Here is an 18856-nt window from a genome sequence, read left to right on the forward strand (position 1 = left end):
CACACTGCTCAGCACGTAACGGCCGATAAACCATGACGACAACTCCTTCAGAACGAAGGTGTTGCGCTGACTCCTTGAATCCGCCCGCCGTTGGGCAGTCGTTCGTGGAGGTACGCCGCGTCGTGGGCGCGGTGGTGGTGGTGACTGCAGAGCAGGGCGGCGTTGTCGAGGTCGGTGGGTCCGCCTTGTGCCCAGGCGAGCCAGTGGTGGGCTTCAGCCCAGGTACCGGGGATGTCGCAACCCTCTGCCTCGCAGGTCGCCGACCTGAGCAGCAGGGCTCGGCGCTGCGCGGCGGTGAAGAAGCGTTGTAGGCGGCCGAGGTCGAGGACCTCGGAGGCCCCGCCGAGGACGGCCGGGATGATGCCCGCGGTGCACGCGAGCCGGCGGACTTCAGCTGCGGTGATCGCGGTGCCGCCGAGGATCTGGCCGATGCCGGTCTCGGTGCGGAGCTGGTCGAGGTCGATGGTCACGATGACGGTGGTCGCGTCGCCGCCGTGGATGGGGAGCCGGGTCGGGTCGAGGGTCTCCAGCATCTGGCAGAAGGCACGTCCGAGCCTGCGGGCGTAGGGCAGGTACTCGCCGGTCTCGGTGCGGGTCCCGTCATCGCGGCGCGGGGAGGCGAACGCTTCCAGGTTGGTCGCGAGCCGGTCCGCGGCCGCGTCGGGGACCACTGCTGAGATCCGGGTGGTGCCGTCCCCGATACGCCGCATCGTGAGCCGGGTCTTCTTCCTGGCGTGGGCCTCTTCGGCCGCGAGCCGTTTGGCTTCCTCGGCCTCGGCGATCTCGGGGGCGATGACGTCGAGGATCCAGCGCCCGAGGCGGCGCAGCCGAGACGGGTCGAAATCGGTCGCGTGGCCGACCAGAGCCTCCTCAGCCTTCACACGGATCACGGGATCCAAGTCGGCGGGCAGATCATCCAGAGCAGCCACGATCACGTGCGCCTGGGCGAGGTTGCACTCCCCGGCCCGCATCGCGGCCGCGACCCGGTGGTAGGTCCGGTCCAAAGCGGTTGCGAGCCGCAGGTCGGCACGCAGGTCCTCCGGGCGCTGCTGGGTGCGATGGTGCAGCCACGCGGCAATGTCCCGAGCCGCGCTCTCGGCGGCCACATCGTCGCCAGCCGCCATCACGCGTAGCTCGAGCTCGGCCAGCTGGGCTTTCGCCCGGGCGACCTCGACCAGCGTGGCGGCCTTCTGATCGGCCGCCATGAACGACGGGTTCGCGTCCGCGACCTGACCCAGGGTGCCGGTGATCGCGACCACGGCCGCCAGCACAGGATGCTGGGGCTGCTGCAGTGCGGTCATCGCGATGGTCACCTCCCGACGTACGAACTCAAAGGATCCGCACACACGCAGATCCGGCTTTGGTTCGCTGGTCCCGGAGGCCCGCCAAATACGGGCTATTACTTACCCTCGCAGCTCAGCGCTCACGCCCCTGGATCCCCTGGAATACCCCACGCCCGTTGTCTCCGGGACTGAGAGGCACGCCTCTGTCGAGGTGGTCGGCCTTCACGTTCACGCCTACCCCCACGATAACATATTATGTGAGACCAGGGAAGGAAAGGGATTCGAAAACCCGATCAGGGACAGGTATCCCCAGCTCAACCCAGGCCGCTGCTGGAAGCCCGCAAGACAGGTAAATGGCACCCAGCCCAGACACCCTGTCTTGAAATCTCCCAACCCAGACACCGTATTGGCCCCACCCACGCTGGAACTCAGGCACAGATGCCAGAGCCTCAGATACCCTGCGGACATGGCTGAACCGCTGGACGTGGGCCCGTTCTACCACGGCACGAAAGCCGATCTGCGAGTAGGAGAACACCTCACCCCCGGGTTCCGGTCGAACTACAAACCCGATGTGGTGATGAACCACATCTACTTCACCGCGCTACCCGACGGCGCAGGCCTGGCCGCCGAGATCACCCCCGGCGACGGGGCTCCGCGGGTCTACCTGGTCGAGCCGACCGGCGAGTTCGAGAACGACCCCAATGTCACCGACAAGAAGTTCCCAGGCAACCCGACTCGTTCCTACCGCAGCAAGGCACCGCTCCGGATCGTCGCGGAAGTCCACGACTGGCCGCGACTGACCCCCGAGGCTCTGCAGATGTGGCAAGAGCGTCTCGCTGCCATCCGGACCGACGACCGGGCCGAGATCATGAACTAGGCCGATCAGTGCAAGGCGGCGTCGGCCGCAGTCGTACGCAAGGCGTGGAAGGCGACCGTGAGCCCCGCCCGCGTAGGAGCACAGGCGAACGGCCCCGCCAACGCAACGAGATCCGGCGCAAACGGGGCAAGGCGGACGAGCCGGAGGTCACCGCCGTCGACCGAGGCGCGAACAGTCAGCGCGTCGCCAGACCGGCTGACTCGCATGAGAACCCTGCGGTCGTGCCAGTCCGGCGCTGGAGCCAGCGACCAGTCCGACCTACCGTCGGTGACGACGGCGCCGACCTGTGGGCGACCATCGGCGAACTCGACGCCTGCCTTGACCCAGTGCGTCTCGCTGACGCGTACGAAGATCCCGGCCTGGTCGAACTGCTGCGAGAAAGCGGCCGTGAACTCGACCTCGACCGCAGTGTCCTGGTCGAAGGGAGCCAGCAGGGCGTGCTCGCTGTCATGGACGAACCCGTAGGAGGTCGTACGCCACGCATCGCTCCCCTCGCCGGCGGTGACGAGGAGGTCGGAACCGCGCTCGACAGCGGCGACGGGCGGATGAGTCCAGCGCCCACTCCCCCAGCGGATGGACGTCGTCTCCAAACGTCAGCCCTCGCGGATGGTCATTCTGGAGATCCGGTCGCCGTCGACGTCGAAGACGAACTTCGAGCGACCGTTGGCATGGGTCGAGCGCCAGTCACCGACAACGGTCACCGCGGTGCCCGCGGTCTGAACCTCCTCGACGGCAAGGGTGCCGTTCGCGCCGATGAACTCGTTGTCGCTCCACCCCTTGATCTGCTCCCGTCCGGTGAAGACACGGCCCCAGTCGTCGACGGCCCCACCCTCGGTGAAGGCATCGAGGAAGGCGTTCTCGTCGTGCCGGTTGACGGCCTCGATGAAGGCCGCGACCGGCTCCGGGATCGTCTGGTCTGTCATGTGTTCGCTCCTTCTCAGCGGATGGCGTAACCACCGTAAGCCCGCCGTGGTGATGAACCGGCTCATGACAAGGCGGTCGCCACAGACTCAGTGTCGCTCCTCGAGCCCCACGGCCTGGCGCAGCGTACGCACCGATTCGGCGAGATCCTCGTCGTCACGAGCCCGGGAATCCATGAGGTCGGAGAGGGCCGCGGCGATGACGTTGAGCTTCTCGTGGGCCGCCTGCTCCGAGCGCCGCCCCGCGTTCTGGAGCAGCACCAGCAGGAGTAACGACAGGACCGAGGACCCGGTGTGCACCGCAAGCTCCCACTTGGTGCTCGAGGACCAGAAGGGAAAGCTCACTGCCCACAACAGCAGAGCGCCCACGATCACATAGAAGAAGGGAGCATGGCTGACCACAGAGGTGACGACCTCGACGAAGCGCTCGAAGGCGTTCAGCCCGTCTCCTCGCTGGCGTGACTTCCTGGCGCTGTTCTCTATGGTCATGCGGTCAACCTAGCCCCGATCAGGCAGCGATGACCGAGGTGACCAGGACGTACGCGGCCGTGCCGGCGAAGATGCTCAGCGTCATGCTGCCGCGCCACAGGTGCAGGCCGATGGTGATCGCGAGGGCCAGCACCGCCGGACCGACCGATGCCGCCACGACAGGGTCGGTGTCGCGGAGGGTGTAGACGGCGAGGATGACCATCATCCCGACGGGCATCCGCTCGCCGATGTGGGCCATCAGCGCACTGTGCCGAAGTGGCGCCAGCATCGCGAACGGGGCAGCTCGCAGTGCCCAGGTCACACCCGCGGAGACGGCGATACCGGACAGGACGTACCAGGGATCAGACACTGCGGCTCCTCCAGGCGGCGAAGACGTACGAGCAGACGAGCGCCGCGGCGAACATGCCCATCGCGATCAGCAGCATGTTCTCTCCCGAGACCAGAGCCGCGAGGATCGCGCAGCCGAGCGCGAGAGCCGGGATCGGCAGCGACCTGCGGACCTTGTACGCCTCGAGCCCGAGCACGACGAAGAGCGCGGTGACGGCGAACTCGAGGCCCACTACCTCCGGCGGGATCAGGGAGCCGACCCCAGCACCGACGGCCACGCAGACCACCCAGGCGAGGTGGAAGAACCCCTGGATGCTGAGGATCCTCGCCCGCGACCACTCCGCCGACTCCGGTGTCGCGGTGAGCGCATAGGCCTCGTCGGTGAGCGCGAAGGTGCTGTACGCCTTCCATCCGGCGCCGTGCACCCGGTGCAACGGGAACGAGATCGCGTAGAAGACGTGGCGGAAGTTCACCAGCAGGGTGCTGACGGCGATCTGCGCCAAGGGCGCCGCGACAGCCAGCAGACCGACGAGCAGGAACTCCATGGTGCCCGCGAACACGATCGCGCCGAGCACCGGCGCCCACCACCACGCGAGGCCGGAGTGGACCACCAGCACGCCGAGCGCGAGGCCCAGCGGGATCACGGCGACACATGCGGGCAGCACGGCCCGCCACCCTGCGGCGATCTCCTCGCGAGCCCCTGTCGGCTCGCGGGTCGCCGTGTCCATCTCCATCACTTGCATATGAGCAAGCGTAGGAGAGTTCAGACGCTCTCGGGTTGCCCATCAACAATGCTAAAGTGCCCCGATGCGCAATGATCAATCGATAGATGACCTGGATCGCGCAATTATTGCCGAACTGGAGGATGACGCCCGACTGAGCAACACCGAGCTGGCCCGACGTGTCGGGCTCACCCCGGCTCCCTGCCTGCGCCGCGTGCAGCGCCTGGAGCGCGACGGCGTGATCAGGGGCTACCACGCCAGCATCGACCCGAAGAGCGGCGGACGCGGGTTCGAGGTCGTCGTCGCGATCGACATCGCCGTCAACGACGGCAAGACCATCGAGGACTTCGAGACCGCGGCCGTCGCCGTTCCCGAGGTCACCGAGATGCGCCGCATGCTCGGTCAGCCCGACTACTACCTGCGCGTCCAGGTCGCCGACCCCGAGGCGTACGAGACGCTCCTCCTCGGCACGATCTCGCGACTGCCCGCGGTGAGCCGCCTGCTCTCCCACCAGACGATGCGGCTGGTCAAAGGCTAGAGCCGCGGGTGGCCAGCAAGATCAGACCGACCGTACGCAGCGAAAGCCGATATGCGTCGTCGCCGTGTCGTCTGCCTGCGGTGAGCGGGCCGCCGGTCGATAGCGCAGGCAGTACTCCGGGGCGCACAGGTGCGAGCCGCCCTTGAGGACCCGACGCGGGATCGTCGACCCGTTCTCGGCGCTCGTAACCGCCTGAGCCTCCTCCCGCGACGAAGGCCCACACCGGCATCCGTCACCACATGCACCTTGCCCGTCGAGCAGGTTCACCGGCTCGCGCCGGCGCTCGGGTTCGTGCCGTTCGGTGTAGAAGTCGGTCGTCCATTCCCAGACGTTGCCGATGCAGTCCAACATGCCGTAGCCGTTCGCCGGGAAGGTCCCCACCGGCGAGGTGCCCACCCATCGCGCGGCACCGGTGTTGCGCCACGGGAAGGAGCCCTGCCAGGTGTTCGCCATCAGGCGGCCGTCCGGGTGCACCTCCTCACCCCACGCGTACGTCGCGCCGGCCAGACCGCCGCGGGCGGCGTACTCGAACTCGGCCTCGGAGGGCAGCCGCTTGCCGGCCCACTCGGCGTAGGCCTGGGCGTCCTCCAGAGCGACCTGGGTGACCGGATGGTCCTCCCGGCCCTCGATCGACGATCCGGACCCGAACGGGGACTTCCAACTCGCGCCCGCGCCCCATGTCCACCATTGCCGCCAGTCGCGCAGGTCGACCGGTCCCCGGGTGGGCACGAAGACGAGCCCACCCGGGACCAGGTCAGCCGGATCGGCGCCTGGGAAGTCCGCTGGATCCAGCGGCCGCTCGGCCACGGTGAGGTAGCCGGTGGCGGCGACGAACGCGGCGTACTGGGCGTTGGTCACCGGATGCAGATCGATCTCGAACGCCGCGACGGTGCGCTCGTGGACCGGGCCTTCGTCCGGGTAGAACGCCTCCGATCCCATCGTGAACGTGCCGCCGTCGAGGCGGACCATCCGGGTCGGTTCCGACATCTCAGCCACGGGACCCGACTCTACGCGTCACTCGGTTCGGGCAAATAGCGCTCTACTGCGCTGCTCCCCCGGGGACCACGCTGAGCGCCTGCCGCGTACGGTCGTCGGCGGGAACGAAGGTCTCCAGATGGAGCCCGTTGAGCGTGACGTCGGCGGCGCTCTCGATCTGGCTGGCGACGCTGAAGAAGCGCAGCACGTGGCCACCCGTCTCGATCTCCAGCGGGACGACGGGGTCGGCGAGCGGTCGCGCGGACGGCTCTCCACCAGAGGAGTACGCGGTGACCTCGTCTCGGAGAGCGACCAGGGCAGGCTCACCGCCGGTGTGCGTGATGCGCCGACCGAGCTGGTGGAGCAGGTGCGCTCGCCAGACCGGCAGGTTGCGGATGGCCCCGGCGAGGCCTCGCGGATGCAGGCAGAGCCGGATCACGTTCAGCGGCGGCTCGAGCAACGCGGGGTCGCAGCCGGCGAGCAGCGCGTCCACTGCCTCGTTGGCATCGACGATGTCCCAGTGGTCGTCGAGGAGCAGGGCCGGGTACGGCGCGTGGGCGTCCAGCAGGCTGCGGAGTCCGGCCATCACCGGCGCGAGCGCGTCGTCATCGGTGGCGCGCTGCGGGTAGCGAGGAGCGAAGCCGCCGGCGAGTAGGAGCCGGTTCTGCTCGGCCATGGGCACCCGCATCACCTCGGCCAGCCGAACGATCATCTCCGGGGTCGGCCGCGAGCGGCCGTTCTCGACGTAGCTCAGGTGCCGGGTGCTCACCTCTGCCTGAGTGGCGAGGGCGAGCTGGCTCAGGGACCGCAGCTCCCGCCAGCGGCGGAGCTCGCCGCCGACCGACGGTGGCGGTGAGGTCAGAGTCGTTGTCACGGCCCGAGGCTAGCCAACCTCGGATCGCGACGGCCATGACCTCGGAGGTCATCGACCGATGCCCCGCTCAACGGCGAACCTTCTTCCACAAGCCCCATCGAGAGAAGGAAGACACCATGAACGACATCGTGACGCGCTACCTCGACACCTGGAACGCGACCGACGAGGCACTCACCGAGCTGCTGGCCACTCACTGGGCCGACGACTGCGTCTATGTCGATCCGCTCGCCGAGGTCCAGGGACGCGAGGCGGTCGCCGCGACCATCCAGGCCGTACGCGCACAGTTCCCCGGCTTCGTGTTCACCCCCGTCGGAGACGTCGACACGCATCACCAGCAGGCCCGCTTCCAGTGGGGCCTCGGACCCGCCGGCGAGGAGCCGATCATCATCGGCTTCGACGTGGTCGTCCTCGACGACGACCAGCGAATCCGTGACGTACGCGGCTTCCTCGACAAGGTGCCCGCCTGAGTCGATCACCGTGCGCTGAGCTGCGGCGGCCGGGGTTGGAATGTCACGGTTGGGCGGCCCGAGCTGCCGTCACGTGTGACATGTGCCCGGACGCCGTAGACCTCGGCGATGAGCTCGGAGGTGAGCACGTCCACCGGAGCACCCGCGGTGGTCACCCGCCCCCTCTGGAGCACCACGACGGTGTCGCAGAACATCGCGGCGAGGTTGAGATCGTGCAGGGCGACGATCGCGGTCACGGGCAGCGCGGAGACGAGGTCCAGCAGCTCGAGCTAGTGGCGGATGTCCAGATGATTCGTCGGCTCGTCGAGCAGGAGCTCGCGCGGTTCCTGGGCCAGGGCCCGAGCGATGTGCACCCGCTGGCACTCCCCACCGGAGAGGGTGTGCCAGAGGTGATCGGCTTTCGCGGTGAGCCCGACGTGCTCGAGTGCCTTCGCGATGATGCGTTCGTCCCGCGCGAGCTCACCACCGAACGCGGAGCGGTGCGGCGTGCGGCGTGCGGAACCACGTCGCGCACCACGATGTCCACATCGGTGTCGGCGTGCTGGGTCACGCTCGCCACGGTCTGCGCGATCTCACGGCGGCGCAGTCGGGAAAGCTCGGTGCCATCGAGCGTGATCGTCCCGGCGTCAGGCTCGGCGATGCCCTGGAGCAGCCTCAGGAGCGAGGACTTGCCCGAACCGTTGGGACCCAGCAGTCCGACTGTCGATCCGGGCTCGGGCTGCAACGTCACGCCGTCGAGGACGAGCGTGCCGCCGCGCCGCCACGAGACGCGCTGGGCTTCGAGTGTCATGCGCGCCCCCTTCTGCGCACCAGCAACAGCACGAACACCGGGACACCGACGAGGGCGGTCCCGACACCGACCGGCAGCGGGGGGGTGGGCGCGAAGGCGACCCGGGAGACCGCGTCCACCCAGACCATGAACCCTGACCGCAGTTCTCGAGCGCGAGCGGGTAGGCGGTGCGGACGCACTCAGCCCCAGCCGCGTCCGGCCGTCAGCCGGGACGAACGTTTCGGAGATCGCGCCGCGCGAACTCGGCCCCCGGAACGCCACCGCCAGCGAGGAGCAGGTTGGGCAGTTCGCGCATGTCGTCGAAGACGACGGTCCCCGGGCCCTCGAGTCGTTGGGCGGGCGTCGGGCCTCCGGCATAGCCGAAGGCCCGCATCCCCGCCGCTCGCGCAGCCGCGACCCCGGGCCCGCTGTCCTCGACCACCACGCACGCCTCCGGGGCGACACCCATCCGGTGAGCGGCATGCAGGAAGAGGTCCGGTGCGGGCTTGCCGCGGGAGACCTCGCTCGCACTGAAGATGCGGCCGGCGAAGGAGTCGTACAGCCCGGTGCGCCCCAAGGTGTGGCGCATCTTCTCGTGCGACCCGCTGGACGCGACACAGGTCGGAAGAGTGAGGGTGGCGAGTGCCTCGGGCAGACCGTCCACCGGCTCGAGACCGAGATCCACGGCGTCCCGATGGCGCTGGATCAGCTGGCTCCACCACAGCGAAGCCGTCTGCGTGCCCAGCCGCTCGGTGAGCTGCTCGATGATCGACTCCCGGGAACGCCCGATGAAGCGTTCGACCACATCGCCGGCGGTGAGCGGCCAGCCGAGTTCCGCGCCGAGCTCGATCTGGAGGCGTACGGCGAGACGTTCGGTGTCGACCAGGACGCCGTCGCAGTCGAAGATCACCAGCTCGATCGGCGCGGCGGACATCAGGTCTCGTCCGTAACCAGCGGCGAGAGCGGCCGTTCGAAGAAGGTCTCCAGGACCACCGTCGCCTGCGTTCCACTGACCCCCTCGATGGCGTAGATCCGGCGCAGCACGTCCTGCAGCTGCTCGGTGGTCGAGGTCCTCACCTTCACCAGCACCGAGGCGCTGCCCGCGATGACATGCGCCTCCACGATCTCCGGGAGTGCGGCGAACGCTTCCGCCGAGTCTCCCATCCACGACGTCGAGTCGACCATCACGTACGCCAGGACGCCGCTGCCCACGGCGGCGGGGTCCACGTCGGCGGTGGTGCGCCGGATCACGCCGCCCTCCCGCAGCTTGCGTACGCGCTCGTGAGCCGCGCCCGCGGAGAGGCCGACGGCCTGGCCGAGTGTGGCGTAGGACTGGGTGGCGTCGCGCTGGAGCTCGGCCAGCAGCTCGCGATCGATCTGATCCACAGGCTCTCCGTTCAGAAATATCTTGCGCTGACCATATCTGATCTTGCAGTCTTCGTCTCAGGCCGATTCACATTCGGCACATTGGAACTTCGAGGAGTGGATTCTATGAGCGGCGATCGCCCTGGGCTGTACGAGATGCTTGACGACCGGTTCCGCACCGGGCGGTGCATGAACGGTGACGAGGCGCTGGAGGTCCTGTTCACCGGCTGCCGTTGGGCCGAGGGGCCGATCTACGTTCCCGCCTGGCGCCAGGTGATCTGGAGCGACATCCCCAACGACCGGATGCTGCGCTGGGACGAGGAGACCGGCAACGTGGGCGTCTTCCGCCGCGGTGCCGGACACACCAACGGCAACACCCTCGACCGCGAGGGCCGGCTGATCACCTGCGAGCAGGGCAACCGCCGGGTCACCCGGACCGAGCACGACGGCACGATCACCGTGCTGGCCGAGCGCTGGCAGGGCAAGCGCCTGAACAGTCCCAACGACGCGACCGTGAAGTCCGACGGCTCGATCTGGTTCTCCGACCCCGACTTCGGCATCACCAGCGACTACGAGGGCTACCGCGCCGAGAGCGAGATCGGCTCCAACAACGTCTACCGGATCGACCCCGCCACCGGCGACGTCCGTCTGGTCGCGGACTGCTTCGGCGCCCCGAACGGGCTGGTCTTCTCCCCCGACGAGCGCCAGCTCTTCGTCTCCGACACCCGCGCGGGCCTCATCCGGGTCTTCGACGTACGCGAGGACGACACCGTCTCCGACGGCGCAGTCTTCGCCGAGGCCGGCGCCCGCGCCGACGCCCGCTTCGACAACCTCCGTTTCGACGACGGCGGGCGGCTATGGGTCGCAGCGATGAACGACGGCGTGCATTGCTACGACCCCGACGGCACCCTCATCGGTCGCCTCGACGTCCCCGAGGCAGTCGCCAACATCTCCTGGGGCGGAGCCAAGCGCAACCGGCTCTTCATCACCGCCGAGACCAGCCTGTACTCGGCGGTCATGGGCGTCACCGGCACCCACCAGACCGGCCCCGGTCGGCGGCCCTGGCTGGAGGCGGCCGCTCACAAAGATACCAACGGCTCGTCCCGGTAGGCCGAATGGAGAATGCGCATGAACTCGGCGTCCGGACGAAGGAGCGAACCACCGATTCGTGCGATCGAGATGCCGGGCGTCCACGAGTTCATCACCACTGCAGAAAGGTGGTCGCCGAGCTCCTCGCGGCGTACGTCGCGCGTCTGCTGCGCGATGCCGAGCCCGCGGAGGCGGCGGTCCAGGATCTGCATCGTGACTCCAGTCAGGATCTCGGCGCGAGGCCAGATCACGGATTCCCCGTCCCAGAAGGCCAGGTTCCAGATCGTCGCTTCGCTGAGCCGGCCCGAGCGATCGACGAACGCGGCGTCGTCGAAGCCGCGCGCCTCGGCACGTCGGATCAGAAGGGTCTTGGAGACCTCGCCCACGTGCTTGACGTGCGGCAGGTGTCTCTCGTGCTCGACGACGTCGAGGGAGAGCGGACCCGTGGGCGGCGTGGCGGGATCGGTGATCTTGACCAAGACGTCGAGGTCGACGGAATCGATGGCCGGCGCGAACTCTCCGGGCCGCGAGGTGACGAAGCACGTCAACGAAACGTCGGCCGGACTCACGGCCAGCGCGCCGCGCAGCCGCTCGACCAGCACCTCATCAGGCAGGTGCCGCCCGAAGAGCTCGTCGCTGGCCTCTCGGAGACGGGCGAGATGCAGGTCCAGGCCGCGAGCTCTGCCGTCCCGGACCTGCATGGCGGTGAAGTGGGCGTAGCCGGCGAAGGCCAGCGGCGCGAGGTCGGCCGAGGTGGCCACCCTACCATTGAGCTGAGTGATCGAAGTGGTCATGGCTGCGACCGTAGGAGCTGACACCAGTGGCAGAGGCAAGTCCTGGCACCGTGTATCGACCGCTACGGATCGGGGACCTCGCCGCGGTCACGTCCACGACTCCGAGGATGCTGCGGCACTACGAGAACCAGGGCCTCATCGAGGCCGAGCGGTCCTCGAGCGGCCAGCGGCTGTTCGACCCCTCGGTCATCGGGCAGGTCCGCTCCATCCGTCGCCTGCTCGGGGCGGGCCTGCCCGTCGTGGCCATCCGCGAGCTTCTCGACTGCATCCACGACACCGACCGGATCGAGCCGTGCGCCGTGCCGATCCTCGTCGAGCACCTCCATGCCTACGACGGACGCATCGCGGAGCTGATCAGCACCCGCGACGCTCTCCAAGGACTGATCGACGCCTCACCGGCGGGATGACCGGACGCCGATGTCTGTCTCGGGCCAGAGCGATCCCGCAGCGTGCCCCATCAGCAGCTTGGGGTAGTAGGACCAGGCGAACCATGGTGCGACGGTCGAGCTTCCCAGCGCGCGGTCGAGGACGAGACCGCCAGCGGTCAGAGCCAGCCCCAGGCTGCGTCGATGGATCGGGGAACGTCGGATGACGGCGGTCGAGAGCATCATGTAGCCGTACTGGGCCAGGGCCCAGGAGGCGACGTTGTCGCGGGCACCCACGCGATGGTCGGCCCAGGCGACCGCGACAGGATGTCCGTGCAGCGCTGCGAACCTGAGGTGGTCGGCGTCGTCCTGGCCGGCACGTTCGTACCACCGGACGGAGGCACGGGTGTTGTTCACGTACGCGCCACCGATCAGGTCGAGGGCCAGCGCGGCCATGGTCGTCGTCGACGCGGCGCCCGCCCCGCTGCGCTTCGCCCACATCGCTGCCCCGACCATTCCGACGACGGCGGATCCGAGGGCGATCGTGGTGTTCGTACGAGTGGCCTCCGGTCCCACCAGGTTCGCCCAGCCACTCTTGACAGATTCTGTCCAGACGCTCATCGTTTGCCTCCTTCGGCGGTTCGAGCTGCTGGTCGGCTCTCGGCGAGGTCCTGCGCGGCGGCGATCACCTCGGCCGAGTTGGTGATCATGGGTAGGTGCGCGCTGGCGATCTCGGTCACGCCGCTTGCGCCGAGCCGCGCTGCGTAGCCTCGCTGCATGCTGGCGGTCAGCTCGGCATCATCCGTGGTGACGACGTACTTCTTGAACGGCACTGCATGCATCGCCTCGTACCCCGTCGTGCGGGTGGTGAAGTACTTCAGCGGTTCGGGATCCATGTCGGCGATCAGCCGCTGCACGGCTTCTTCGTCGAGCCCCGCGGCGAGGCCTTTGCGGATCGCCGACTCGGGAGGTCGGGTGCCCGCGACGCGGAGGATCAGCGGTAGCACCACCTTGTTGGGGAACGGAAGCGACGAGGCGAAAGATCCACCGGAAGCGGGGATCACCGCGGCGACCCCGAGTACTGCGGCCACTCGACCCGCGGCGAGGTGTGCCAGCTCGGTGGCGACCACCCCTCCGGCAGAGTGCGCGACGACACCGAAGGGGCCCTCCGGAGCGGCGTCGAGAGCCGCTCGCGCGTAATCGGTGATGGTCCCTGAACCTGTCGCGGGACGAGGGGCGACCGCCGACGGGGCAGTGATCCCGGAACGAACCTCGTCCCAGATCCAAGCGGGAAGCCCGGCACCGGACAGGAAGAGAAGAGGAAGTGTCATACGCTTCAAACTACGGCTAGAGGCCGACAGGCCGATGTCGGCATTAGGGTCGCGTTGTGGCGTTCTCGAGATCGGCTGATCCGCATCTGACTCTTCGTCGGATCGAGCGGCAGCACGCCCTCATCGAGCAGCTGCGATGGCAGCGCGGCGTACCGAAGTCGGCACTCGCACTGGCTCATGCTCTCGAGGTGACCGCACGGACCGTCGAGCGCGACATCGCCCAGATGCGGGAGAGCGGCATCCCCATCCGGGTTCAGCGAGGCCCGGGAGGCGGCTATCTCCTGGATGTGCGGGCGAGGCTGGACCCCATCTCTCTCGAACCGGACGAGGTGGCGGCGCTGATCGTCGCGCTGGTCGCCCTCGGTCCCACAGCGACCGACTCGGCGCGGACGAGCATGCACAAGCTCACCCGAGCGCTGCTGCCCCCGGTGTAGCCGCGGAGCCGTCGAGCGTGTCCGACGATCGCGGGCGCAGCACTGCCTGCGCGTACGATCGAGGCAGGAGCTGCCCCTGGTTCCCCAATGACGGGAGTCCGGATGTCCGGCACCGAATCACCCCTGTCCATCGTCCCCAGCTCGTCGAGCAGCAACCTGCTCACCCTCGGGATGCTCGCCGCCTCCTCGATGGAGAACGAGCGGCGGCTGCCGATCCACCCTCATCACCTCGATCTGATCGACCCGGATCTCCGTGCGCGGATGATCGTCGAGCGTGGCTACGGCGCCGACTTCCAGCTGGAGTCCGGCTACGTCGAGTCGCGGGTCGGCAGGGTCGCGGATCGCTCCGCGGTGATCGAGGCGGCTGACGTGCTGCTGCTGCCGAAGCCGCAGGCTGCCGACGTGGCCGCGATCCCCGAGGGCCGCGTGCTGTGGGGATGGCCGCACTGCGTGCAGGACCCCGAGCTGACCCAGACCGCGATCGACCGCCGGCTCACGCTCATCGCGTTCGAGGTGATGAACCACTGGAGCCACCGCGGTGACTTCAGCCTGCACGTGTTCCACAAGAACAACGAGCTGGCCGGCTACTGCTCGGTGCTCCACGCCCTGCGCCTGATCGGATCCACGGGCATGTACGGGCCTCGTCGCAGCGCGGTCGTCATCGGCTTCGGTGCGACGGCACGAGGCGCGGTGACCGCGCTCACGGCGCAGGGCATCCACGACATCCAGGTCCTCACCCAGCGCGGCGTCGCAGCGGTCGGCTCCCCGATCCACGGCGCGCACATCGCCCAGCTCAACACCGGCGACGGCGAGACCCACCTCAGCGAGGTGCACACGTTGGACGGCAACGTCCTGCTCCCGGAGTTCCTGGCATCGCACGACATCGTCGTCAACTGCACCCTCCAGGACGTCGCCGCGCCGTTGACCTATCTGCGTACCGAGGATCTGGCGGGGTTCGCCCCGGGCAGCCTGATCGTCGACGTCTCGTGCGATGAGAAGATGGGGTTCGAGTGGGCGAAGCCCACGACGTTCGACGACCCGATGTTCACGGTCGGCGACGGCATCAACTACTACGCGGTCGACCACACCCCGTCGTACCTGTGGAACTCGGCCACCTGGGAGATCAGCGAGGCGCTGCTGCCGTTCCTGCGTACGGTCATGGAGGGGCCGGCCGCCTGGGAGACCGACCTGACCGTCACCCGGGCGATCGAGATCGAGGACGGCGTGATCCGCAACCCGAGCATCCTGAGCTTCCAGGATCGCGACCCGGCTTATCCCCACGTTCGCGCGGGATCGGTGCTCAGCGGATCAGTCAGTTCGAACTGACTAGCGTTCTGCGTCCTCGACTTCCGCGCCCGCCGGAACCTCACCAGCGACGAGCGCGCGACTCTCGCACGCATCTACCTTGATCGGCATGACGCCATCAGCACGTGGGACATGGTGGATCGGGCGGCCCCGCGGGTGCTCGGCTGGCCGATCCTCATCGGAGCCGTCGACGGCTCCGTGCTCGACGAGCTCGCGGGCGCTGCTGATCCGCTCCGACACAGATCAGCGATCACGGCACCCCTCTGGTTCATCAAGAAGGGAACGTCCGCAGACGTAGAACGCGGGCTCGCGATCGCCTCGACTCTCGATGGCGACGAGCACCCCCGCGTCCGATCCGCGGTCGAGATCTATCGAAAGCACGCACTTCAGCGGAACGCGTCCCGAACTGAAAGAGAGAACGCCAGGAATCTACTCGGCGCTCAACGGAGCTTGACTCCTTCCCGTCATCGATATTGCGGACCTTTGATGTCGATGATAGCGTCATAGCGGCCCATTCATGACCTCGACCGAGGCTGCTCGGGACCTGCAGCTGAGCTCGGGGTGACGACACGCTCGGAGTTCGGACTTCACGGACGAGGTCGCCGATTTTTCGCCCCCAATCCTGGATACCACCTACCGAAGGGTCGCTATGCCTGCACGAATGAAGGATGTGTACAAGCTCTCTGCCGATGGTTATCGAGGGCTCAATGCAGTCGAGGAGTACGTGAACAGCAGCGAGATCCCCCGCGGTCTCCTCGAGCTCGTGCGAATCCGAGCCAGTCAGATCAATGGGTGCGCGGTCTGTATCGATATGCACTCGCGTAAGGCGCGGTCGGTGGGCGAGAGCGATGAGCGCCTCTGGTCGGTCGCGGCCTGGCGGGATACGCCGTTCTTCACCGACGCTGAGCGCGCCGCGCTGGCACTGACCGAGGCGATCACCCGCATCGCCGACAGCTCCGTGGGAGTTCCCGACGACAGCTGGGACGAGGCCACCGATCATTTCACAGATGCGGAGCTGGCCGCGCTGGTGACCGCAATCGCATCGGTCAACGCGTGGAACCGGATAAACGTGGCCACGCGACTCGTCGCCGGTAGCTTCCGCTGACCGTTTGAGTGCTCCGCTGTGAACACGATCGACGTGTTGCAGAGCTTCGACGGCGAACCCGCGGAAGCAGCTCGTCCGCCCTTGCGGGGGATCCGACTCCCTCGCAAGGGTGATCACCCGCGATGCCAGGATCGCCAGAGTCAGAGACATGACGATCAAAAAGCTTCTCCACGTGTTCCACCCCACCGCTCCGGCCGTCGGCGACACCGAGCGGCCGGTGCCGCGATGGATCATGCGGCTGGCCTACGCGATGCCGTTGCTGCTGCTGCCGGCATGCCTGTGGCGGCTGCCCTTCGCGTTCCATTTCGAGATGGGGCAGCATCAGGACGGGGGCATGCCGGCCTTGTGGCTGAGCATCCCGTACGTGTTCGGGCTCAGCGTCCTGTCGGAGCTGGTCGCGTTCCTGTGCATCGGGCTGGTGCGCGGTTGGGGCGAGGTCGCCCCCGCACGGCTCCCGTTCATCGGCGGAAGACACATCCGGCCGATGGCGGCGGTGATCCCTGCCCTGCTCGGCGGTCTGACCCTCACCGCGCTGTTCGGATCCATCCCGCTCGGTGGCGGTCAATCACTGACCGTGTTCGGCATCGCGGACCACGTCACCTATGACAATGGGTGGTGGGAAGCGCTCGCGATGACCTGCACCGCTCCGCTCCCCATCTGGGGACCGGTCGTCGTCGTGCTCGCCATCGCCTACTACGTGCGTCGCCGTCCCCGCCCCGGCAACCAGACGCCCGCGCCCGGCTCCGCCCAGCGCAAGTCGGCGAACGTGTGACCGGGCTGCGTAGCGCCGCTCTGATCAGGCCTGCACACTGGCACCGAAAGTATGATCGGATCGTCGCATGGAGATCGAGCGCATCACCCCCATCCTGACCGTCGAGGATCTCGCGACCGCCACCACCGAGCACACCGGCCTGCTCGGCATGCGGGTGGTCATGGACATGGGGTGGATCGCCTTCCTGGCTGACGGCGCCGGCCACCAGATCGGACTGATGACCACTGACGCGACCGCCTCCGTCAACCCGGACGTCTCGATCTTCGTCGACGATGTCGAAGCCGCCCACGCCGCGGCGGTGGCCGCGGACGTTGAGATCGTCCACCCTCTGTCGACGGAAGAGTGGGGCGTACGCCGCTTCTTCTACCGCGACTCGTCCGGACGGGTGATCAACGTCGGCTCCCACACCTGACCGTTGCGAGACAGCTCCTCGGTACGCTCTGGCCGTGTCCGGAGCGCTTCGCGAAGCTGTTTCGAGCTCAATCTCGGGGAGCGCCCGCCTGCCAGATGGCCAGCAACAGATCCGCCCGCGGCCGACCCGGCTCGGTCCGCTCTGGCCCGAGTCCTGCTTGCTGGAGCAGCACCACGGACGATCAGGATCAGCGCGACGATCGTCGGCACATACATCAGCATCAGGAAAGCGGTCAACATCGCCGCAGCCTGACCATCCATCACAGCTCCACTCCGTCAGCCGAGACTTCGGCAGATCCTAGCCGCGATTCGTCGGCTGGCATTGCCACATTCGGCTCGATCTCGAGTGCAACGTTCTGGGTCTCCCGTACGACTGAAAGGTGTGATGACCACGAAGGGGCACGTGCCCAACGCTGGGTTCGAGGAGGCGTACCGGGAGCACCGGATGGCACTCCTGCGGCTGGCGTACCTGATTTCTGGCTCGCATGAGGTGAGCGAGGATGTGGTGCAGTCAGCATTCACCTCGGCGCACGAACGCTGGGATCAGATCAAGAACCCGTTGCCCTACCTCAAGAGGGCCGTGGTCAATCTCGTCAAGGATGGTCAGCGGCGGCACTTCCGCCTCAGAACCAAGGTTGTTGAACGACCACCGGTGGTCCTGCCGCATGAGCTAGACGAGGCCTGGACACAGATCACGCAGTTGCCGTGGGTACAACGCGCCGTCATCGTCCTCCACTACTACGAGGACCTTCCCCTGGCTGAGGTTGCAGACATCCTCAACCGCCCCGCCGCAACCGTCCGCTCGGACCACCGACGCGCGCTGGACAAGCTCCGAAAGGCACTCGCATGAACGACATCCGGAACCCGGAGAGCCTCGGACTGCTTCTGCGCCACACCCTGCACACGGTTGCCGACACCCTCACCGAGGACGACTTCTCCGCAAGCCGGACCAACTCCGCGCGCAAGCCTCACCGCAGGCGGAGGGCCCTCGTCGCCATCGGCGCGGTCGCCATCCCCGTGGTGCTGGCGGCAGGTGCGGCAGCCGCGATCGTCCGCGAGGGAACGGAGTACGTCGACAAGATCCCTCCGCAAGACATCGTCATGCGCGGAAGCGTGGACGGCAGCCGCTACCTGCTGATCGAGTCCGACCGAACCGATGAGTGTGGTCAGCCCGTCACCGGAGTGGAACTGATCGAGGAGAAGAAGAACCTGCTCGGAAGCGAATGGAACACCACTGGCTATCAGTACGGCGAGTACGCCGAACCGGACTGCGGCTACGTCAACGACACGTCCCGCTATCTGAAGAATCCGGCGCTCTTCAACGCTTCTGGTGCCGAGATCGGCGACTCGTTCGTCTGGGTCTATGCGGTTCACCCCGAGGTGAACTCGGTCCGCATCACGTCAGCGGGCTATACCAAGGACCTCGACGTCTACGAGGTCGACGGCGCCGGATACGCCGTCTTCGAAGTCCCCCAAGACATGGACGAGTACACCTCTGAGCTGACCATCGACGGCCAGATCGTCCCGGGGTCGCAGAAGGAGCAGAAGGTTCCGCGACCTTGACTAGCGAGCAACATGGGAACCCTGAGGTCACGGGGTGACTTCGGGACTCCCACGTCGCTGCTGCGTCAGCGCACGGGACGA

At 67.6% G+C, this 18856-nt stretch carries 27 protein-coding genes and 2 pseudogenes; 13 read left to right on the top strand and 16 right to left on the bottom strand.

The annotated features are described in order from the left end of the window. Nucleotides 1-47 precede the first annotated feature (47 nt). The gene (locus ABZZ22_RS17340; RefSeq protein WP_354933525.1) at nucleotides 48-1301 is read right to left on the bottom strand and encodes a DUF222 domain-containing protein; all 1254 of its coding nucleotides are present in this window, start codon (nucleotides 1299-1301) and stop codon (nucleotides 48-50) included. Nucleotides 1302-1749: 448 nt separating this feature from the next. Here ABZZ22_RS17340 and arr point away from each other — a divergent pair, with 448 nt between their 5' ends. Next, nucleotides 1750-2160, top strand: coding sequence for an NAD(+)--rifampin ADP-ribosyltransferase (gene arr / locus ABZZ22_RS17345; protein ID WP_354933527.1), 411 nt, complete (start codon nucleotides 1750-1752; stop codon nucleotides 2158-2160). 5 nt (nucleotides 2161-2165) lie between these two features. Here the strand turns inward: arr and ABZZ22_RS17350 are convergent, their stop codons facing one another. The 5 genes from ABZZ22_RS17350 to ABZZ22_RS17370 form a co-directional block, all read right to left on the bottom strand. Beyond that, the gene (locus tag ABZZ22_RS17350; protein ID WP_354933529.1) at nucleotides 2166-2750 is read right to left on the bottom strand and encodes a DUF1349 domain-containing protein; all 585 of its coding nucleotides are present in this window, start codon (nucleotides 2748-2750) and stop codon (nucleotides 2166-2168) included. Between the two features lie 3 nt (nucleotides 2751-2753). Next, nucleotides 2754-3083, bottom strand: a complete 330-nt coding sequence (locus tag ABZZ22_RS17355; RefSeq protein ID WP_354933531.1) for a nuclear transport factor 2 family protein — start codon at nucleotides 3081-3083, stop codon at nucleotides 2754-2756. A gap of 87 nt (nucleotides 3084-3170) precedes the next feature. After that, the gene (locus ABZZ22_RS17360; RefSeq protein ID WP_354933533.1) at nucleotides 3171-3569 is read right to left on the bottom strand and encodes a low affinity iron permease family protein; all 399 of its coding nucleotides are present in this window, start codon (nucleotides 3567-3569) and stop codon (nucleotides 3171-3173) included. Between the two features lie 19 nt (nucleotides 3570-3588). Next, nucleotides 3589-3918 carry an AzlD domain-containing protein gene (locus ABZZ22_RS17365; RefSeq protein ID WP_354933535.1) on the bottom strand — a complete coding sequence of 110 codons (330 nt, stop codon included), beginning with the start codon at nucleotides 3916-3918 and terminating at the stop codon, nucleotides 3589-3591. Then, entirely contained in the window at nucleotides 3911-4639 is a 729-nt protein-coding gene (locus ABZZ22_RS17370) for an AzlC family ABC transporter permease (RefSeq protein ID WP_354933537.1), read from the bottom strand. Before ABZZ22_RS17370 ends, ABZZ22_RS17365 begins: the two co-directional genes overlap by 8 nt. A 64-nt stretch (nucleotides 4640-4703) precedes the next feature. Here ABZZ22_RS17370 and ABZZ22_RS17375 point away from each other — a divergent pair, with 64 nt between their 5' ends. Further along, nucleotides 4704-5156 (top strand): Lrp/AsnC family transcriptional regulator, encoded by a 453-nt coding sequence (locus ABZZ22_RS17375; protein ID WP_354933539.1) that lies wholly within the window; start codon nucleotides 4704-4706, stop codon nucleotides 5154-5156. A gap of 21 nt (nucleotides 5157-5177) precedes the next feature. Here ABZZ22_RS17375 and ABZZ22_RS17380 read toward each other — a convergent pair whose 3' ends face one another. Further along, nucleotides 5178-6143: a formylglycine-generating enzyme family protein gene (locus tag ABZZ22_RS17380; RefSeq protein ID WP_354933651.1), complete on the bottom strand. Its 966-nt coding sequence runs from the start codon at nucleotides 6141-6143 to the stop codon at nucleotides 5178-5180. 52 nt (nucleotides 6144-6195) lie between these two features. Beyond that, a complete protein-coding gene (locus tag ABZZ22_RS17385) occupies nucleotides 6196-7005 on the bottom strand; it encodes a helix-turn-helix transcriptional regulator (RefSeq protein ID WP_354933541.1) in 810 nt (269 codons plus the stop codon). A 116-nt stretch (nucleotides 7006-7121) separates the two neighbouring features. On the opposite strand from ABZZ22_RS17385, the gene ABZZ22_RS17390 reads away from it, so the two are divergent. Next, entirely contained in the window at nucleotides 7122-7472 is a 351-nt protein-coding gene (locus ABZZ22_RS17390; RefSeq protein WP_354933543.1) for a nuclear transport factor 2 family protein, read from the top strand. A 5-nt stretch (nucleotides 7473-7477) separates the two neighbouring features. On the opposite strand, the gene ABZZ22_RS17395 is transcribed toward ABZZ22_RS17390, so the two are convergent. The 5 genes and pseudogenes from ABZZ22_RS17395 to ABZZ22_RS17415 all read right to left on the bottom strand — a co-directional run bounded on the left by ABZZ22_RS17395 (nucleotide 7478) and on the right by ABZZ22_RS17415 (nucleotide 9627). Beyond that, a complete protein-coding gene (locus ABZZ22_RS17395; protein ID WP_354933545.1) occupies nucleotides 7478-7708 on the bottom strand; it encodes an ABC transporter ATP-binding protein in 231 nt (76 codons plus the stop codon). A 33-nt stretch (nucleotides 7709-7741) separates the two neighbouring features. Next, a complete protein-coding gene (locus ABZZ22_RS17400) occupies nucleotides 7742-7912 on the bottom strand; it encodes an ATP-binding cassette domain-containing protein (RefSeq protein ID WP_354933653.1) in 171 nt (56 codons plus the stop codon). A gap of 122 nt (nucleotides 7913-8034) precedes the next feature. Beyond that, nucleotides 8035-8262: pseudogene (locus tag ABZZ22_RS17405) on the bottom strand (ATP-binding cassette domain-containing protein); the annotation flags it as partial. Nucleotides 8263-8464: 202 nt separating this feature from the next. Continuing rightward, complete coding sequence (locus ABZZ22_RS17410; protein WP_354933547.1) at nucleotides 8465-9175, bottom strand: HAD family hydrolase; 711 nt, start codon at nucleotides 9173-9175, stop codon at nucleotides 8465-8467. Continuing rightward, nucleotides 9175-9627: an Lrp/AsnC family transcriptional regulator gene (locus ABZZ22_RS17415; RefSeq protein ID WP_354933549.1), complete on the bottom strand. Its 453-nt coding sequence runs from the start codon at nucleotides 9625-9627 to the stop codon at nucleotides 9175-9177. Before ABZZ22_RS17415 ends, ABZZ22_RS17410 begins: the two co-directional genes overlap by 1 nt. A gap of 105 nt (nucleotides 9628-9732) precedes the next feature. Here ABZZ22_RS17415 and ABZZ22_RS17420 point away from each other — a divergent pair, with 105 nt between their 5' ends. After that, on the top strand, nucleotides 9733-10716 hold the full coding sequence (locus ABZZ22_RS17420; protein ID WP_354933551.1) for an SMP-30/gluconolactonase/LRE family protein: 984 nt from the start codon (nucleotides 9733-9735) through the stop codon (nucleotides 10714-10716). Here the strand turns inward: ABZZ22_RS17420 and ABZZ22_RS17425 are convergent. After that, nucleotides 10686-11489: an aminotransferase class IV family protein gene (locus ABZZ22_RS17425; protein WP_354933553.1), complete on the bottom strand. Its 804-nt coding sequence runs from the start codon at nucleotides 11487-11489 to the stop codon at nucleotides 10686-10688. The genes ABZZ22_RS17420 and ABZZ22_RS17425 overlap by 31 nt on opposite strands. A gap of 26 nt (nucleotides 11490-11515) precedes the next feature. Here ABZZ22_RS17425 and ABZZ22_RS17430 point away from each other — a divergent pair, with 26 nt between their 5' ends. Next, on the top strand, nucleotides 11516-11896 hold the full coding sequence (locus ABZZ22_RS17430; protein WP_354933555.1) for a MerR family transcriptional regulator: 381 nt from the start codon (nucleotides 11516-11518) through the stop codon (nucleotides 11894-11896). Here the strand turns inward: ABZZ22_RS17430 and ABZZ22_RS17435 are convergent. Together ABZZ22_RS17435 and ABZZ22_RS17440 are read right to left on the bottom strand one after the other, a co-directional pair. Beyond that, the gene (locus ABZZ22_RS17435; protein WP_354933557.1) at nucleotides 11882-12475 is read right to left on the bottom strand and encodes a hypothetical protein; all 594 of its coding nucleotides are present in this window, start codon (nucleotides 12473-12475) and stop codon (nucleotides 11882-11884) included. The two genes, ABZZ22_RS17430 and ABZZ22_RS17435, sit on opposite strands and share 15 nt — an antisense overlap. After that, entirely contained in the window at nucleotides 12472-13185 is a 714-nt protein-coding gene (locus ABZZ22_RS17440; protein ID WP_354933559.1) for an alpha/beta hydrolase, read from the bottom strand. Before ABZZ22_RS17440 ends, ABZZ22_RS17435 begins: the two co-directional genes overlap by 4 nt. Before the next feature lie 56 nt (nucleotides 13186-13241). Between ABZZ22_RS17440 and ABZZ22_RS17445 the strand changes: the two genes are divergently transcribed. The 8 genes and pseudogenes from ABZZ22_RS17445 to ABZZ22_RS17480 all read left to right on the top strand — a co-directional run bounded on the left by ABZZ22_RS17445 (nucleotide 13242) and on the right by ABZZ22_RS17480 (nucleotide 18775). Then, nucleotides 13242-13619 carry an HTH domain-containing protein gene (locus ABZZ22_RS17445; RefSeq protein WP_354933561.1) on the top strand — a complete coding sequence of 126 codons (378 nt, stop codon included), beginning with the start codon at nucleotides 13242-13244 and terminating at the stop codon, nucleotides 13617-13619. A 102-nt stretch (nucleotides 13620-13721) separates the two neighbouring features. Further along, on the top strand, nucleotides 13722-14945 hold the full coding sequence (locus ABZZ22_RS17450; protein WP_354933563.1) for a N(5)-(carboxyethyl)ornithine synthase: 1224 nt from the start codon (nucleotides 13722-13724) through the stop codon (nucleotides 14943-14945). 60 nt (nucleotides 14946-15005) lie between these two features. Next, nucleotides 15006-15431 (top strand): annotated as a pseudogene (locus ABZZ22_RS17455) (DNA alkylation repair protein); the annotation flags it as partial. Nucleotides 15432-15585: 154 nt separating this feature from the next. Then, nucleotides 15586-16029: a carboxymuconolactone decarboxylase family protein gene (locus tag ABZZ22_RS17460; protein ID WP_354933565.1), complete on the top strand. Its 444-nt coding sequence runs from the start codon at nucleotides 15586-15588 to the stop codon at nucleotides 16027-16029. A 148-nt stretch (nucleotides 16030-16177) separates the two neighbouring features. After that, the gene (locus ABZZ22_RS17465; RefSeq protein ID WP_354933567.1) at nucleotides 16178-16801 is read left to right on the top strand and encodes a hypothetical protein; all 624 of its coding nucleotides are present in this window, start codon (nucleotides 16178-16180) and stop codon (nucleotides 16799-16801) included. Between the two features lie 67 nt (nucleotides 16802-16868). Next, nucleotides 16869-17213: a VOC family protein gene (locus ABZZ22_RS17470; protein ID WP_354933569.1), complete on the top strand. Its 345-nt coding sequence runs from the start codon at nucleotides 16869-16871 to the stop codon at nucleotides 17211-17213. A gap of 384 nt (nucleotides 17214-17597) precedes the next feature. Beyond that, on the top strand, nucleotides 17598-18062 hold the full coding sequence (locus tag ABZZ22_RS17475) for a sigma-70 family RNA polymerase sigma factor (protein WP_354933571.1): 465 nt from the start codon (nucleotides 17598-17600) through the stop codon (nucleotides 18060-18062). Beyond that, nucleotides 18059-18775: a hypothetical protein gene (locus ABZZ22_RS17480; protein ID WP_354933573.1), complete on the top strand. Its 717-nt coding sequence runs from the start codon at nucleotides 18059-18061 to the stop codon at nucleotides 18773-18775. The genes ABZZ22_RS17475 and ABZZ22_RS17480 overlap by 4 nt, the downstream gene beginning before the upstream one ends. The last annotated feature ends 81 nt before the right edge of the window (nucleotides 18776-18856 follow it).

The organism is Nocardioides sp. NPDC006273, from assembly GCF_040613495.1.
Lineage (GTDB): Bacteria > Actinomycetota > Actinomycetes > Propionibacteriales > Nocardioidaceae > Nocardioides.